Origin of the sequence: Nostoc sp. ChiQUE01b (genome assembly GCF_034531255.1) — a bacterium.
GTDB lineage: Bacteria > Cyanobacteriota > Cyanobacteriia > Cyanobacteriales > Nostocaceae > Nostoc.
Map to the genome: position 1 here is coordinate 26533 of NZ_JAVRBM010000060.1, position 16029 is coordinate 42561.

10 protein-coding genes and 1 pseudogene are annotated in these 16029 nt (G+C 42.8%); 3 read left to right on the forward strand and 8 right to left on the reverse strand.

All coding sequences use genetic code 11. The features are described 5' to 3' along the window. Window positions 1–5 precede the first annotated feature (5 nt). Together RMY63_RS29400 and RMY63_RS29405 are read right to left on the reverse strand one after the other, a co-directional pair. Entirely contained in the window at window positions 6–3863 is a 3858-nt protein-coding gene (locus RMY63_RS29400) for a CHAT domain-containing protein (protein WP_322732089.1), read from the reverse strand. A gap of 198 nt (window positions 3864–4061) precedes the next feature. Beyond that, window positions 4062–4748: a hypothetical protein gene (locus tag RMY63_RS29405; protein ID WP_416212562.1), complete on the reverse strand. Its 687-nt coding sequence runs from the start codon at window positions 4746–4748 to the stop codon at window positions 4062–4064. A gap of 389 nt (window positions 4749–5137) precedes the next feature. Here RMY63_RS29405 and dnaX point away from each other — a divergent pair, with 389 nt between their 5' ends. Both dnaX and RMY63_RS29415 read left to right on the forward strand, forming a co-directional pair. Then, window positions 5138–8503: a DNA polymerase III subunit gamma/tau gene (dnaX, locus tag RMY63_RS29410; RefSeq protein ID WP_322732112.1), complete on the forward strand. Its 3366-nt coding sequence runs from the start codon at window positions 5138–5140 to the stop codon at window positions 8501–8503. Between the two features lie 266 nt (window positions 8504–8769). Next, window positions 8770–8965: pseudogene (locus RMY63_RS29415) on the forward strand (IS630 family transposase); the annotation flags it as partial. A gap of 46 nt (window positions 8966–9011) precedes the next feature. On the opposite strand, the gene ilvD reads toward RMY63_RS29415, so the two are convergent. The 6 genes from ilvD to ahcY form a co-directional block, all read right to left on the reverse strand. Further along, on the reverse strand, window positions 9012–10718 hold the full coding sequence (gene ilvD, locus RMY63_RS29420; protein ID WP_322732091.1) for a dihydroxy-acid dehydratase: 1707 nt from the start codon (window positions 10716–10718) through the stop codon (window positions 9012–9014). A gap of 358 nt (window positions 10719–11076) precedes the next feature. Continuing rightward, on the reverse strand, window positions 11077–11352 hold the full coding sequence (locus tag RMY63_RS29425) for a hypothetical protein (RefSeq protein WP_322732092.1): 276 nt from the start codon (window positions 11350–11352) through the stop codon (window positions 11077–11079). A 92-nt stretch (window positions 11353–11444) separates the two neighbouring features. After that, complete coding sequence (locus tag RMY63_RS29430; protein WP_322732093.1) at window positions 11445–11573, reverse strand: hypothetical protein; 129 nt, start codon at window positions 11571–11573, stop codon at window positions 11445–11447. Between the two features lie 51 nt (window positions 11574–11624). Beyond that, the gene (locus RMY63_RS29435; RefSeq protein ID WP_322732094.1) at window positions 11625–11954 is read right to left on the reverse strand and encodes a XisI protein; all 330 of its coding nucleotides are present in this window, start codon (window positions 11952–11954) and stop codon (window positions 11625–11627) included. Next, window positions 11942–12358 carry a XisH family protein gene (locus RMY63_RS29440; protein WP_322732095.1) on the reverse strand — a complete coding sequence of 139 codons (417 nt, stop codon included), beginning with the start codon at window positions 12356–12358 and terminating at the stop codon, window positions 11942–11944. The genes RMY63_RS29435 and RMY63_RS29440 overlap by 13 nt, the downstream gene beginning before the upstream one ends. A 113-nt stretch (window positions 12359–12471) precedes the next feature. Beyond that, entirely contained in the window at window positions 12472–13749 is a 1278-nt protein-coding gene (gene ahcY / locus RMY63_RS29445) for an adenosylhomocysteinase (RefSeq protein WP_322732096.1), read from the reverse strand. Window positions 13750–14142: 393 nt separating this feature from the next. Here ahcY and RMY63_RS29450 point away from each other — a divergent pair, with 393 nt between their 5' ends. After that, the gene (locus RMY63_RS29450; protein ID WP_322732097.1) at window positions 14143–15789 is read left to right on the forward strand and encodes a mechanosensitive ion channel family protein; all 1647 of its coding nucleotides are present in this window, start codon (window positions 14143–14145) and stop codon (window positions 15787–15789) included. Window positions 15790–16029 lie beyond the last annotated feature (240 nt).

Genomic DNA, 16029 nt, shown 5'->3' on the forward strand with positions numbered 1-16029 from the left:
AAGGATTAATTTGGCTTACCCGTAATCGTAAATGCTGCCCAGTAGTAAGGATGATTATAAAGATGTTTATCTGATGCCATTTTACTATTTCTATATAGTTGTGTCGCTAAATAAGTTTGAATTCTTACTTCCTCTGGATGCAGATTATTCAAAACATCTTCATACCATTTTGTCAATTCTCCAGCAGTTAGTTCTTTCAGCCATCTTGTTGCTTCAGCTAAGGCAGTAACTGCTGATTTATTGGGCTGTAATCGTCGGTAAAACTCGATCATCACCAAAGCACTAGCCGAAGATTCTACAGTCCAGAGAGTACTCACTACATGAGGTACGCCCTGACTGACAAAACCACTGACTAAACTCACATATTCGCTGCTAATAGTGTGGTTGTTAGTACTTAAATTTTCACACGCAGAGAGGGTAATAAGGTTATAACTATCTAGATTTTGTTGGCAGATTTCATCTAGAGTAAGTCTGTCTTCACCCGCTAATGCTAATTCTGACTTTTTAGGTTCAGCTAAATTATTAGTGACGTGACCCGTAAAATGCAAGATATTGTAATTATCAGATAAGGCATTTTCGACAATGTTTTTTGTAGCTTCTACTCCCTGAATTCGTTGGATATTATTGAACATCTGACTAACAATTTCAGATTCCAGTTTGGCAAATTTAAGTGTAGGATAACTTGTACTTTCAGGATGTTCAACACTGAGCAATAACTTATTTTGCCACTGCCAAATATCCTCAGTTCTAATTGATAAACCTATTTGAGCACTCGGTAGATAGGTAACGCTGAAATTTGATTCCACATTCGGTAACTCTTCTGGTGATGGTGAAGAAAGATGGAAAAGTGTATGAATGGGCAATCTATACAAGTCGCGGTGAGGAATTAAGACTAGTTGGGTGATGCCTTCGAGTTCCTGTGCAATTGTGGAAATATTCAGAATTTTATACAGTTGCAACAGTTTCTCTTCCATCTCAACTCGCCAAGAATGCTGAATTTTACTTTCTTTGTCGTGGGCTGTGCTGCGATATTCTTGGTATTGTTGATGCCAATTTTCTAGCCAAATTTCAAATTCAATTAGGCGTTGCACTGCTTCGGGTAGAGGCAATTCATTTAGACGGATAACGTCTTCTCCTAAAGGTATTGCCCCAGCATCTTGCATGGGTGTAAACAGGAGAATCGGTGATGGTGCTTGGTCTTTGAGAATGAAAGTATGTAGAGCTACTGGACTAATATGCCAGTAAATAATTGCTGTTGTGGGATTGAATAGTTGTTGAATTGCGCCATAATAAGGCGAGTATATATGATCATTCCAACCAGAAAGCAGCCAGTTTAAACAAGCATTTTTACCTTGTTCGGCAATTTCCCAAGCTTCTACTAAATCACCGGACTCCACAGCTAAATCAACTGCCAATTGATCGAAGCCTGCAAATTTTAGAGCTAGCTGTTTTTTACTTTCGTCTGAGCGAGTTTCTTCACTCAGTAATTGTCGCAATAAATCTGTGCCACGTTGCAGCAATTCTTGAACTTGTGTGGTTTGTCCCAAACCCATCAACACTTTGCTTAGAGATTGTAAAACCTCTAGGTGCAACTGGGGAAAATATTCTAGTGTCAGGGTTAACAGCGCCTGATGGTACTCAGATGCAGCTTTGCGCCAATAATCGCGGGGATTGGTATGTTTCTTACCTTGCTCATAGTAGGTATTAGCGATCGCAAAATGCAATCTACCCCAACCTTCTGGATGGGTATCTGTCCGCAGATGCTTTAAGCCTTCTTCGTAGCTGGCTAATTTTCCTTCGTAGCCACCCTGTTGTAAGACGGGATTTGTCGCTATGAGACTACTCGACAAATTCTGCAATGCCTCAGAATCTACTAAATTACCGATCGCAGTTCCCCGACCAATCCAAGCTTCCCAATAATCTTGTTTAATTTGCAAAGCGTTGTCATAACAGGCGATCGCTTCGGCAAATTGTTCTAAATAAAACAGTGCTACTGCCTGATTATACCAAGCTAAGTGGAAGTCGGGTTTAATGGCGATCGCTTGCCGATAGGAGGCGATCGCTTCAGTGCGGCGTCCTAAATTGTCTAAAGCTATACCCCGGTTGTACCAAGCTAAGTAGAAGTCGGCTTGAACTGACAGGGCTTTATCCCAAGAGGCGATCGCTTCTGACCACCTGCCTAAATTAAACAGCACTACACCCCGGTCTATCCAAACTTCGTGGTACTCTGGGTTAATTTCTATAGCTCTGTCATAAGATATAATCGCCTCGGCAAATTGTTCGCTGACAGCAAGGGCTATGCCTCGGTGATACCAGTTTTCCTGGTCTTCTGGTTCGAGTTGCAGTGCTTGGTCATAACTAGCAATAGCTTCTGGTAGCCAACCTAATTTCAGCAGTGCCAAACCCTTGCTAGACCAAGCTTCTTGGTAATCTGACTTAATTTCTATCGCTTTGTCAAAAGAAGCGATCGCTTCTTCAAAGTATCCTAATTCTCCGAGAGTTCCACCCCGGTTGTACCAAGCTTTGTAGTAGTCAGGTTTCAGTTCTGTGGCTGTTTCATAAGAGGCGATCGCTTCATCAAAACGTTCTAAATGGAACAGCGTTAAGCCTCGATTAAACCAATATTCTGCGAATTCGGGTTGCAGTTCAATGGCTTGGTCATAAGATGCGATCGCACCTAACAAATCACCTGTTTTCGCTTGGCTTAGACCTTGGTAAAACCACCCTTGAGCGTGGATAATCGGATTATCGCTATGTCGCTCAATAATACCAGGGGAATTACTGCTTTGAACTGCCAAATCCGAAGCAAGTTGCTGGACTAAATTGGTACTTTGATCCAACCTCACCCACAACTCATCTAAAGTATTAGCCACATTTGGCTCTAAATTCGTCAAAGTGTTATCCCAGGTTTCCACCGAGTCAGACGTTGCTAATTCAGTCCTTTGTCTAGTGGAAAGGAGATTTGCTGGTGTTGTAATTTGAACAACAACTTCTTCTTCGTCGAACCTAAGTTGGGTTAACAAGCTGATTGAATCTTCCGGTGCAGGCAGAGGAATATTTTCTAGTATTGTGGTTTGGGCGTCTTCCCTTTCATATTCCCATACCAGTTCCTCTAAGTTTTCGGGCAATCTTTCTTCAAAAGAGGCATTTTGGGGCGCTGATATTATTGGTTCAACATCTGGCTCATCATACTCCCATAATTGCTCGCCTAAGCTACGGATTAGCTCTTGTCCAGGAGAAGTTGGGAGAATTTTTTCATCGGTTGTAGTTTCTACCACATCTGGCTCATCATACTCCCATAATTGCTCGCCTAAATCGCGGATCAGTTCTTGCCCTGGAGTAGTTTCTATTACATCTGGCTCATCATACTCCCATAACTGTTCGCCCAAATCGCGGATCAGTTCTTGCCCTGGAGTAATTTCTCCGTCATCTTGTGCCTGATTGTCCTGATATTCTATCTCTGTAGGTAAGTTTTGCATTAGCCGAATGCCAATGTCATAAGCAACTTCTCCAATTCTGCCAACACCAAGTTCCCCCAATTGCACCATCTGTGTTGCTAAAAGAGGATTTGGTGTAGGTGAAGCTAGCAAGCTTTCACCAAACATCACCAACCAGTCTATCCAACGTTCAGCCGGAATGCGATTTTCGATCCGTTGCAGAAACCTCAATGCCCACTGTCGTCCTCGTGCTTGATGCACGCCTTCTAACAATTGGATAAACAATTGTTCTAGATCGGCATTGGTTAGTTCTGGTAGTACCCCCACCAGATTGCGTCCTCTCGTACGCTTGAGAGAACTATTCTGTTTACTTGCAATGAGGCGCTTTAAAAACCTTTTAAGCGACTGCGATATCCGCCTGAGCATCTGCCACACTCTTGGATTTTATTTTTCTAGATTGTAGCCATCGTTGTGTTATAAAAATCATCAATTACGTAAAAATCCATTAGATTCAGACAGCGCTTGCGTAGCAGGTTAGCAAAAAATATACAAATCTTCAAGAGCATAGCATTACAACGTAACAATTCCCAGATTTAACTCTTGAATTTGACTCTTGGCAAGCAGTTAATTTTCAGTTTGCTCTGTAGTCGATTGACCAGCAGGATATAACTGACTAATTAATGCCTGGACAAGCACTTCTGGATCGTCTGTTTCAACGGCAAGCTGTTGAGCAATCTGCTGACGTAAATTTTCATCCTCCTGCAACATCACAAATAACTGTTCTAGGGTGACAGTTTGATATTCTCCCTCTGGGGGGTTCTCTGGTGCATCTGCTAACTCTGATACTGGGGCAGCTACCTCAGAAGTCAAAGGAGTGCTAAAAGCATCTGGCCCTTCATATTCCCAAACTGGTTCGCCTTCATTGCGTGACAACAACTGCATCCCGATATTATAGGCAACATCTCCAATTTCTCCGATGCCCAATTCACCCAGTTGCACTAACCGTGCAGCCATTTCATTATTGGGTGTAGGAGATGCGAGCAATCTGTCGCCAAAGCGCCCTAACCACTCAACCCAATCTTGAGTTGTGATGCGATGTTCGATATTATGCAGCCACTTCTGGGCCCATGCTTCCCCTCGTGCTTGATGTACTCCCTGCAACAGTTCGTTGAAGAGAAATTCCAGATCTGTATCGCTTAAGGGTGGTGCTGGTTCTTTTTCCACATTCCCCCGAGATTTTGAGGTAGTCTGTTTTCCACCAAACAAGCCCCCAAAAAGCTTTTTGAGCCATTGAAATAGCCGCTTGAGCATCTGCTGCACCATCGAATATTGCTTATCTATAAAATTGTAGCGATCGCACTGGACTATAGCGTTAGTTCAGTCAATAAAACGTATAGTCATTGGGCATTGGTCATTTGTCATTGGTCATTTGTCATTGGTTATTCTTCCCCTGCTCCCTGCTCTCCACTTCTGAATCAGAACAAATGTACTAAATGATATGCTATAATTCCCATACATTGATGTTGAAATCATCTCTGGTTGCTTGCTTTGCTGAGTGCCAAAATTTACGGCATCAGTTGAGTCTGGCGCTGTGGCAACATCGATAAATAAAGCCAGGTACGAGAGTTTAAAATAATTGAATCCTAAACTCGACTCGGTGCTAGTAATTAACTTTGAAAGGCATTGAAGTCTATATTTCCATGTCTTACGAACCCCTGCACCACAAATATCGTCCCAAAAGTTTTGCTCAACTGGTGGGTCAAGAGGCGATCGCCACCACCCTCACGAACGCGATCGGCACATCCAAAATCGCCCCTGCCTACTTATTTACTGGGCCCAGAGGTACGGGGAAAACTTCTAGTGCCCGAATTTTGGCTAAATCCCTTAATTGTCTCAAAGGTGACAAGCCCACGGCTGAACCTTGTGGTGTGTGTGAAGTTTGTCAGGGGATCGCTAAGGGCTACGCTCTAGATGTAATTGAAATCGACGCAGCGAGTAATACTGGTGTCGATAATATCCGCGAGTTGATTGAAAAAGCCCAGTTTGCTCCTGTGCAGTGTCGCTACAAGGTTTATGTAATCGATGAATGCCTAACTGGAGATTCTCTGGTTTTGACTGATGAGGGATTTCAAAGAATTGATGATCCCCAAATTAAAGACAAGAAGGTTCTAAGTTACAACGACTCATCTCTTAAGTGGGAATTCAAGAAAGTTGTCAGGTGGTTAGACCAAGGAGAACGGCAAACCGTGGTTATCAAGACAACTAACCGAGAAATTAGATGTACGGGTAATCATTTAGTTAGGACAAACCAGGGATGGCTACCAGCAAAGGACGTAAAAGAAGGAGTGAAGATACTATCCCCTGTGAATGTGGATGCGGCATCCTCATTTACAAATTTGGTATCGATGGACGCACCCGGAGATTTGCTAGCGGACACCAGTTTAAAGGTAATACATCAGGGCAAAAATCATACGACCTGGAATCCATCCTTAAACAAGCCGAATTACTCCGACCTTTCTGTGCTTGCGGGTGTGGAGAAAAGCTGGATATCCCAACCTTTTTACAAAAAAAGGGCCGAGGAATTATCAGTATCCAGTCTCGCTGGGAAAAACATCCATATAAAAAAGGACACGGAATTTGGGAACTTAGAACAGAAAAGTTCCTTGCAGATGCGGCAGTTATACAACCAAATGCACTTGGGCTTATCTACGGAACCTTACTTGGAGATTGCTCTATCAGTTATCCCAATAAATACAGTAGATTCCCCAGATTGTGTTAGACACACTCAGAAAAACAGCGAGAATGGTTGGAATACAAAGCCTATCGCCTTGAAGAATTACGTCCAAAATTGCGAATTACAGCTAACAAAGGATACGGAAACATATCAGTTACCTGTAACACCGCTTGTCATCCCCAACTCAAAGATGTCTTGGAAATCGTTAAACCGAATAGGGATAAAAAACTCGTTTCTATGGACTGGCTTAATCGAATTACCCCAGAAGGACTTGCTTGGTGGTACATGGATGATGGCTCACTCAGTCTCAGTCCACAAGGAAGTCCACAAATTCAATTGCATACAGAAGGATTCTCTGGCGCAGAAAATCAACTCATCGCCAGTTGGCTTACAGCAATGGGATATTCAGCCGCAACAAAGTTTTATACCAGAAGTAGTACAGGCAAAACATACCACTACATTCAGATGGGCGCAAGCACCAGTAGAAAATGGCTGGCAGACCTTAAACAATATTCCATCCCCTCAATGGATTACAAGTTTGGAGACAGTCGAATCTGTTCACCTCGCTGGGGTTGAGCGAGTTTATGACATTGAAGTAGCAGATAATCATAACTTTGTGGCAAACGGGCTTTTGGTGCATAATTGCCACATGCTCAGTACCCAAGCATTCAATGCGCTACTTAAGACACTAGAAGAACCACCGAGACACGTGGTTTTTGTGTTGGCAACAACAGACCCGCAACGGGTGTTACCAACGATTATTTCGCGCTGTCAAAGGTTTGATTTTAGACGCATTCAGTTAGAGGCGATGGTGAAGCATTTAAGTGCGATCGCATCTTATGAAAACATTCATATTTCACCCGATGCTGTCACCTTGGTAGCCCAACTTGCTCAGGGAGGGTTGCGGGATGCCGAAAGTCTACTCGACCAATTGGGCTTGTTAGCGGGTGAAGTGACACCAGAGCGAGTTTGGGATTTGGTGGGGACGGTAAGCGAACAGGACTTGTTAGCGCTTTTAAATGCGATCGCTCAAGATAAACCGGAAGCAGTTCTAGACTGTACTCACCACATTCTAGATCGTGGTCGAGAACCTCTAACTATTCTGCAAAACCTCGCCGCTTTTTACCGCGATTTACTGATTGCGAAAACAGCACCCAACCGCCACGATTTGGTTGCTTGTACTCAGCAAACCTGGACAGCGCTAGTTGAATTTGCTCAATACTTCGATATGAGCGTGATTTTGGCAGGACAAAAACATTTGCGAGAAGCTGAAGTGCAAATTAAAAATACCACCCAGCCGCGTTTGTGGTTGGAGGTAACATTACTAGGACTGTTACCCAGTGCGACGAATATTCAGCCACAAGCCCCAAGTGTCGCGCCGCGAGTTAATACACCTGCTGTATCTCCAAGCTATCCTCCAGCAGTTGCCCAAAATCACCCAGTCTCTTCTGTACCTCTGGCTGAACCGAAAACAAATAATAATTCTGCATCTGCCAATCATCAAGCGGCTGCCCAAAATCAGTCCGTCACTTCATCTTCCCCTGTTGAACAGCAAACAAATCACAATTCTGTTGCTAACTCAGTTTCACCACCAACCTCAGAACCTGTATCTGTGCGCGCGTCACCTGCGAAAATTGAACCAGTAACTTCAGAAGTTGTTGGCGAAGCAGAATATGACTTAACTCAGATTTGGCAACAAGTGCTTGCCAACCTCCAGCCAAAATCAAGGCAAGAAATGCTGCGTCAAATGAGCCAACTCATAGAGTTCGACGGTGTTGTGGCTCGAATTGCGATTAAACAGGCATGGTATGACAAAGGGAAATCTTATCTACCGATGATTACGGCAGCTTTCCAGCAGACTTTCCAGCGTGAAATTCAGATAAATATAGAAAAAGGAACTTCTTCAAACTCTACCTCAGCTAAAAAAAATCCTCCCCCAAAAGACTCTATTCGCCCTCAGCAATCACCCACACCTAGCTACAACCAGCAAATGTCGCCTCCAGCCCCGACACCACAGCCAGCTAATCCACCACCAGCACCACAAAAAAGCGAGTTGGCAGCAAGAAATGGCAATGGTGTAAATGGAAACGGGGTAAATGGCAATAATCTAAATGGAAATGGTGTAAATGGAAACGGGATGCAAACTTTGCCTCCACCCCCAAAACAAACACCCGCACCGGATTGGGAACCTGACGAAGTAGCGATCGCAGCTCAACGTCTTGCAGAATTTTTCAACGGACAAATTATCCGCTTTGCAGATGATTTCCCAGAATTCTCCGATTCCATAACTACACCAGAATGGGTAGAAGAATCAGAAGTTGATGATGAATAATGCTCTTATGTTGAATTAAAAACTAGGAAAGGAATAAAACTTATTTGATGCGGAAAAACAATAAAAGCTGATATTACTAATTATATCTTACTCATGATTTTAGTTTCAATAAAATACTACAAAACTATATCCAACTTGGATTTTGAGTTTTACTATTAGTTAAGTTTATTTTGTTTAATTCGTTAGTTGTTTGTTTGTACCATAAAATATGCGGTAGAACCGATTCACATCTGGTTCAAAACTTTTTAGGCGAGATCAACCTTGGTTTGTCTCAAGAGCAGTGGAAAATTCATTGCGAACGCTAAAGCCCCTAATTGCCCATCACAAAATCCAATTGAGGATATTTGGTTACAAGCTAAAACCTGGGTGCGGCGTTTCTGTGCTTTGATTCCTTCGTTCTCTCATCTCAAATGGATGTTTGAGTGGTTTCTCCGACACACTACCTTTGATTTTGCCATCTAATACTCTTGTAGAGAGACGCGATATATTGCGTCTCTACCCTTACTTTCTACTCATGAAATAAATCCAAGTCTGTGACAGCACCAACACTGCTAGAGGAAACTAACTTAGCATATTTTGCTAAGATGCCTTTTGTATAACGGGGTGGACGGGGTTGCCATTTGGCGCGGCGACTGGCTAATTCTGCATCGTCTATGTTTATTTGTAACAAGCGAGAATTAGCATCAATAGTGATGCTATCACCTTCTTCCACCAGAGCGATCGCACCACCAACGGCGGCTTCGGGAGCAACATGTCCGACTACCATCCCGTAAGTACCGCCGGAAAAGCGTCCATCAGTAATTAACCCGACTGCATCACCTAAACCCGCACCAATAATTGCTGAGGTGGGTGCTAGCATTTCCCGCATCCCAGGGCCGCCAATAGGGCCTTCGTAGCGGACGATAATTACATCACCGGCTTTAATCTTACCTGCAAGGATGGCATCTAAGCATTCTTCCTCAGAATCAAAAACCCGTGCAGAACCGGTAATGCCGGGATTTTTCACCCCGGTAATTTTTGCTACCGCCCCCTCTGTTGCCAGATTCCCTTTCAGGATGGCTAAGTGACCTTGAGCATACATCGGGTGATTCCAAGGACGAATCACATCTTGATTGGTGGGTGGTTCATCGGGGACATCTGCTAAAATTTCAGCGATGGTTTTACCTGTGATGGTGATACAGTCGCCGTGAAGTAATCCATGTACCAATAGCATTTTCATCACTTGGGGAATACCACCAGCTTGATGTAAGTCTGTAGCGACATATCTACCACTGGGTTTTAAATCACATAAAACAGGGACACGACCACGAATAGTTTCAAAATCATCTAGATTAAGTTCTACACCAGCCGCATGAGCGATCGCCAGAAAATGTAACACGGCGTTAGTTGAACCACCCACAGCCATAATTACAGAAATAGCATTTTCTATAGATTTGCGCGTGATAATTTGCCGGGGTAAAAGTTGATTGCGAATTGCTTCTACTAATACCTTGGCTGATTCTTCAGTGCTATCGGCTTTTTCGACATCTTCTGCCGCCATTGTGGAAGAATAGGGTAAACTCATGCCCATCGCTTCAAAGGCTGAAGACATAGTATTGGCTGTATACATCCCACCGCAAGAACCAGCGCCAGGACAAGCGCGGCGTTCTACTTCCATCAGTTCGGTGTCGTCAATTTTACCAGCACTGTATTCACCCACAGCCTCAAAGGAACTCACAACAGTCAAGTCGCGGTCCTCATAGTATCCGGGTTTAATTGTCCCACCGTAAACAAAGATAGCCGGGATATTCATCCTTGCTATTGCAATCATCGCCCCTGGCATATTTTTATCACAGCCACCGATGGCAATCACGCCATCCATACTTTGACCATTACAGACGGTTTCAATGGAGTCAGCAATCACTTCTCGTGACACTAGGGAATACTTCATCCCCTCAGTTCCCATAGAAATCCCATCACTAATAGTAATTGTGCCGAACATTTGCGGCATTGCCCCGGCTAGTTTAATTCCCGCTTCAGCTCTGAGTGCTAGTTGATTAATCCCCATGTTACAGGGAGTGATGGTGCTGTAGGCATTAGCCACACCCACAATTGCTTTCTTAAAGTCTTCATCTTGAAAACCTACTGCACGCAGCATAGCCCGATTTGGCGATCGCTGCACCCCTTGTGTGACAACTTTACTTCTGAAATTCTCTGACGTTGTTTTTTCACTCATTGCTCTGGCCTCAATCAAATCTCTGTAGGAGTATGATATATAGCCTTTTTTCAGATGTCCAATATATATTTATTGAAAATTGATATTTATAAAGTTTCAAAAATATGGGACTGTAGCTGAGGAATTATACCAATTCGCAATTTGCAATGACGCTCTCTACGAGACGCTAAAAGCGAACGCGGACTCGCTAACGCTGCACTAACGCAATTCGCAATTAAGAAACTTAGATGCTGCAAGTCTTTCGTGATTTGCATCTGTTGCCTGATTTTGGAGAATTGGTATTACATTTCAGCAGGACTTACACAAACGTATAATTTTATTCAGCAGTAAATCGAATGGCTCTCTGCGTTAATATTACTCACCCGCAGAAATTATCAACCCTCAACTCGCGCCACACATCAGACGGTTGCCAGCCAGAGTTACCAACGGAGCGCAAAGGGCGATAGTGTTCCCAGATGTAGTCCGATTCAGATGCTTCGATGTACGCAGGTGGATTTGGTTCAACCACCGATTCAGGAATATCTTGACTCTCAGGCGTTTCAATGTGTTCAGTCGATGGTGGAGTTACTTCTGTTTTCTTGCGAATTGGATTAGAGGTTTTTTTGATAAGTCGTTGCATATTCATAGTCATCATTTGGCTTTCCACAAAGTAGGATATCCCAGAATACAGTAAGTTATCAGAAAATCCGAAATATTTTGTCGAAAAATTTCATCAAAAATTCCACACTAAAAGGTAATCGTTCGCAGAATCTGCCTGGAAAGTGCTGTTAGCGGTAGCGGGGCGTTGAGCCAATACTGAGTAAAAATCCCAGTCCCTAGAATATTTTCATGCAAGGCTTTTGAAACTCGTTTCATCAGGACTTGCTTGAACGATCAAAAGTAGTCAAAGATAGATTTATATTTAATTTAAACAGATGCAAAACCAGTAAACTGTCTCACATGAGGTGATCTAAAACCTAAAACAATATCTGTTTTTGGTACTCCTAACTCTACTAATTCATTAGCAACTCCTTCCTCTGTCAAATCCCTTTGAATCCAAATTTTTCCATCCTTAATATCAACATGAATCACTGAACCATAAGTCCGTTTTTCACCTTCCCAACCTAGATGAACTACTAAATAGCTATTTCGTTCACAATCAAAAATTAACTTTTTTTCTGTTTCTTGAGATAAATGATTTTCTATATGTCTTCCTAATACAGTTTTGACTAATTCAGGATAATTCATTCCTTCCATAAAACAATCTCCTGTTTAAGACTTTCAAATATCAGTAATTTTAATTTATGTTCAGCAATTATTTCTTGAATAAACGAAATCATAAAAAAATCTGTATATATTTCATAACTAATTGCTAGATATAAAATACGTTCAGATTGTTGTTTTCTTAAAATAGAACGGTAATTAAGTGTTTGTCCTAAAGCTGTATGAAATTCACTTATCGTTGATTTACCCAAAAAAGATTTTATTTCAACTGCTATTTTTTGTCCTTCTTTTTCTGCTGCTAAAAGTCTTTCTGCACCTAAATCAATCCGAAATTCAAGACCATCTATTGTAAATGATAAAGGATCATCAGTAATTAACCAATTATCTTTTTCTAAAGCTAAACGAACTGCATTGTGAAAGAAATCCTTCGCTGACATAGAAAGTTAAAATAATATTTTCTTATCATATCCTCTTTATGCGTTTCTGCATGAGAAACAAAAAAAGGGATAAGCAAAACGCCTATCCCCTAAAAAATCAACTAATCAATGTATCAAGTTCCTGAAGTCCAAGAATTGATGTACTCAATTTGATCGGGTGTTAGGCTATCAATCGTAATTCCAATAGCCTCCAACTTGAGTCGAGCAATTTCTTGATCAACTTCAACAGGAATTGAGTGCAAACCAGGTTGCAACTTACCCTTATTCTTCACTAAGTATTCAACAGCTAAAGCTTGGTTCGCAAAACTCATATCCATCACTGCACTGGGGTGTCCTTCAGCCGCAGCCAGGTTAATCAAGCGTCCTTGTCCAAGAACGACAACTGATTTACCATTTTTCAACTTATATTCTTCGGTGAAAGGACGAACTTCTTTGATTTCCTTAGCTTGTGCAGCCAAGTATTTCAAATCAAGTTCCAAGTCAAAGTGACCGGAGTTACAAACTATCGCACCATCTTTCATGACATCGAAGTGTTCACCACGAACGACATGCTTGTTACCAGTCACAGTGACAAAAATATCACCTTGGGGTGCAGCTTCTGCCATTGGCAGGACGCGGAAGCCATCCATTACGGCTTCAATTGCCTTAATGGGGTCGATTTCGGTGACGATGACGTTAGCACCCATCCCACGGGCGCGGAGGGCTGTACCTTTACCACACCAGCCATAACCGACAACAACAACGTTTTTACCAGCCAACAAAATATTTGTGGCGCGGATAATGCCATCTAGGGTTGATTGCCCAGTACCATAGCGATTATCAAAGAAGTGCTTGGTGTCGGCGTCGTTAACGTTGACTGCGGGGAAGGTGAGAACGCCTTCTCTAAACATGGCGCGTAACCGCACAATACCAGTGGTGGTTTCTTCGGTGCTACCAATCAAATCAGCAATTTGGTGTTGGCGTTCTTGTACCAAAGTTGCAACTACATCGCTACCGTCATCAACGATAATGTTGGGGCGATGATCTAAAGCTATTTGGACGTGGCGGCTATAAGTTGCGTTATCTTCGCCTTTTTGGGCAAAAACGGGAATTTCATGATCGACGACGAGGCTAGCAGCTACGTCATCTTGCGTTGATAAGGGATTGCTAGCAATTAGCACTGCATCTGCACCACCGGCTTTGAGAGCGATGGCCAAATGTGCTGTTTCTGTTGTAATGTGGGCGCAAGCCACAAGGCGTAACCCAGCAAAGGGTTTTTCTTGAGCAAAGCGATCGCGGATTTGCCGTAAAACTGGCATTTCGCGTCCAGCCCATTCAATGCGCTGTCTTCCCAAGGCAGCTAGGCCGAGGTCTTTAACCTCGTGCTTTAATCGGGGAGAAGTTGCGGTCATCAAAAGTTACCTCAAAAAATAAAAAAAGCTACGTAAAATTTACGCACTCTACTAGGTTATTCTACTACTGGCGATTTTTGCTTGAAAGAAAGCAAATCACTAGCCAATAATCCTCAAAACTAGCTTGACGTTTGATCGCCAGAATGTCAACTTCCTGCCCAGCTTCTTCCTTTTTGTTTTATCTTTGGTGAGAGGTAAGACTCCAATCAGTTTTATTTGCTGATTTTAAGTACCTTGTCATCGCTCTAAAGATAGATGATAAACAAAAAAACATCAAAATTTCATCGTCTAAAGGGAAAACCCCAACTTTAGATAGGTACATCTACCCAAAGTTATTACGGAGGATAGTTATAGAAGTAGTCACCAGTAGATTTAATTTAAGGAGGTGTTTGAGTGCGCTTTCAATTTTTGGCGATCGCTAGTTCAATGGCCATAGGCGTTGTGTCTGTGCCAAAAGCCACAGCCCAGATTCCTTTTTTACCGCAACTGCAAGCTCCCAGCAGTGTGAGTAATGATTCGGATAACAGAGTTGTTTCGGGCTGGATTTATTTAGATGGTCGTCGGTTATTTCAAATAGCAGCAACAAGAACTAATTTTCCTGAGCGTTCAGAAGATATTCAAAATAAATTGCAGAAAATTGGTCAAAATTACTTTCAATCACCAGCAAAAACACCAGTCAAGGTAGAAGTTCGCCAAGTCAACGAATTACCAGTAATTTATGTCAACGGTCAATATCTGATGACCGTTACTTCTGAAGATGCTGCACTGCGACAGGTAGATGTATCGACATCGGCAAATCAAGTTAAAGAATCGTTAGAAGAAGACTTGCAACAAGCAAAGCAAGAAAGACAAACTCCATCTCTAATCGACCAAGGTAAAATTGCTGCTGGTATCGGAGTGACGATGGTGATTATCAGTTTGGGGCTATATGGCTGGCAGCGCCGTTCCCAAAAGGATTTAAAACACTCCATTGCTTCCCAAACCGAAAAGGAACTCTTCAACTACCCAAAACCAGCAGATCAAGTAATTACAACACAACTAAATCAACGGCAACAGCAACATCTCCAAGAAGCCAAAAGACAATTATTTCAGCTCGGTCAAGCCGGAATTTGGGGAGGTGGAAGCTTCTTTATTTTGGGTCTATTTCCCTATACACGAGGTTTTCAGGTAGCACTTCTCACAGCCGCCCAATTTCCTTTGCGATTAGGTGTTGTATGCATAGCAACCTATGTAGCAATTCGTTTGACCTACGCTCTAATTGACCGCTTCGCCTCCACTTTGATTAGCAGTCGTGCTTTCCTCACCCCAGAAAGTTCTGAACGGTTGCAACTGCGAGTTTCCACATTTTCTGGTGTAACTAAAAGTATCACTACTGTTATCTGGGTAGGAGTAGGTTTCTTGATAGCGCTAGTATCCTTGGGGATAGATATCGTTCCCTTGCTAGCGGGTGCCAGTTTAGTTGGTGTTGCGGTGTCTCTAGCTTCGCAAAACTTAATTAAAGATGCGATTAACGGTTTCTTGATCATTTTAGAAGACCAGTACGCTTTAGGCGATGTGATTAATGTGGGAAACGTCGGAGGCTTAGTAGAAAATCTAAATCTGCGGATGACCCAACTGCGGGATTCAGAAGGGCGCTTGATCACGATTCCCAATAGTGAAATTAAAGTTGTTGCCAATCTTTCTAGTCGTTGGTCACGAGCCGATTTAACGATTCCCATCGCCTACCAAGCCGATACAGAAGAGGCTTTGAAGTTGATTGCAACTATTGCCGAGCGGATGAATCAAGAAATGCAATGGCAGAGTCAAATTTTGGAACCGCCGCAAGTTTTGGGAATAGATCAATTTGGCGATCGCGGTTTGATTATTCGTGTCTGGATTAAAACACAGCCCCTCAAACAATGGGATGTCGCACGGGAATTTCGCCGCCGCCTGAAAGTTGCCCTAGACGAAGCGGGAATTTCCATTTCTGTGCCTCAACAAGCAATTTGGGTCAATGACGATCAATCGTTAAATTTTCCGAGTAATGGCAAAACTAATTAGAAATTTAGATTCATTACCGCATTTTTCACTTGATTAGACCAAATTCTGACTTCTCCTAGTAAGGGAGCAGGGGGAGATGAGGGAGATGAGGGAGATGAGGGAGCAGGGGGAGCAGGGGAAGCAGGGGAAGCAGGGGAAGCAGGGCGAGTAGGGGGGAAGTTGCAGTAAGTTTTTCCCCTCTGCGCCTCTGCCTCTTGTACCCAATCCCCAATCCCTAATCTTGCGCGATCGCCAACATTA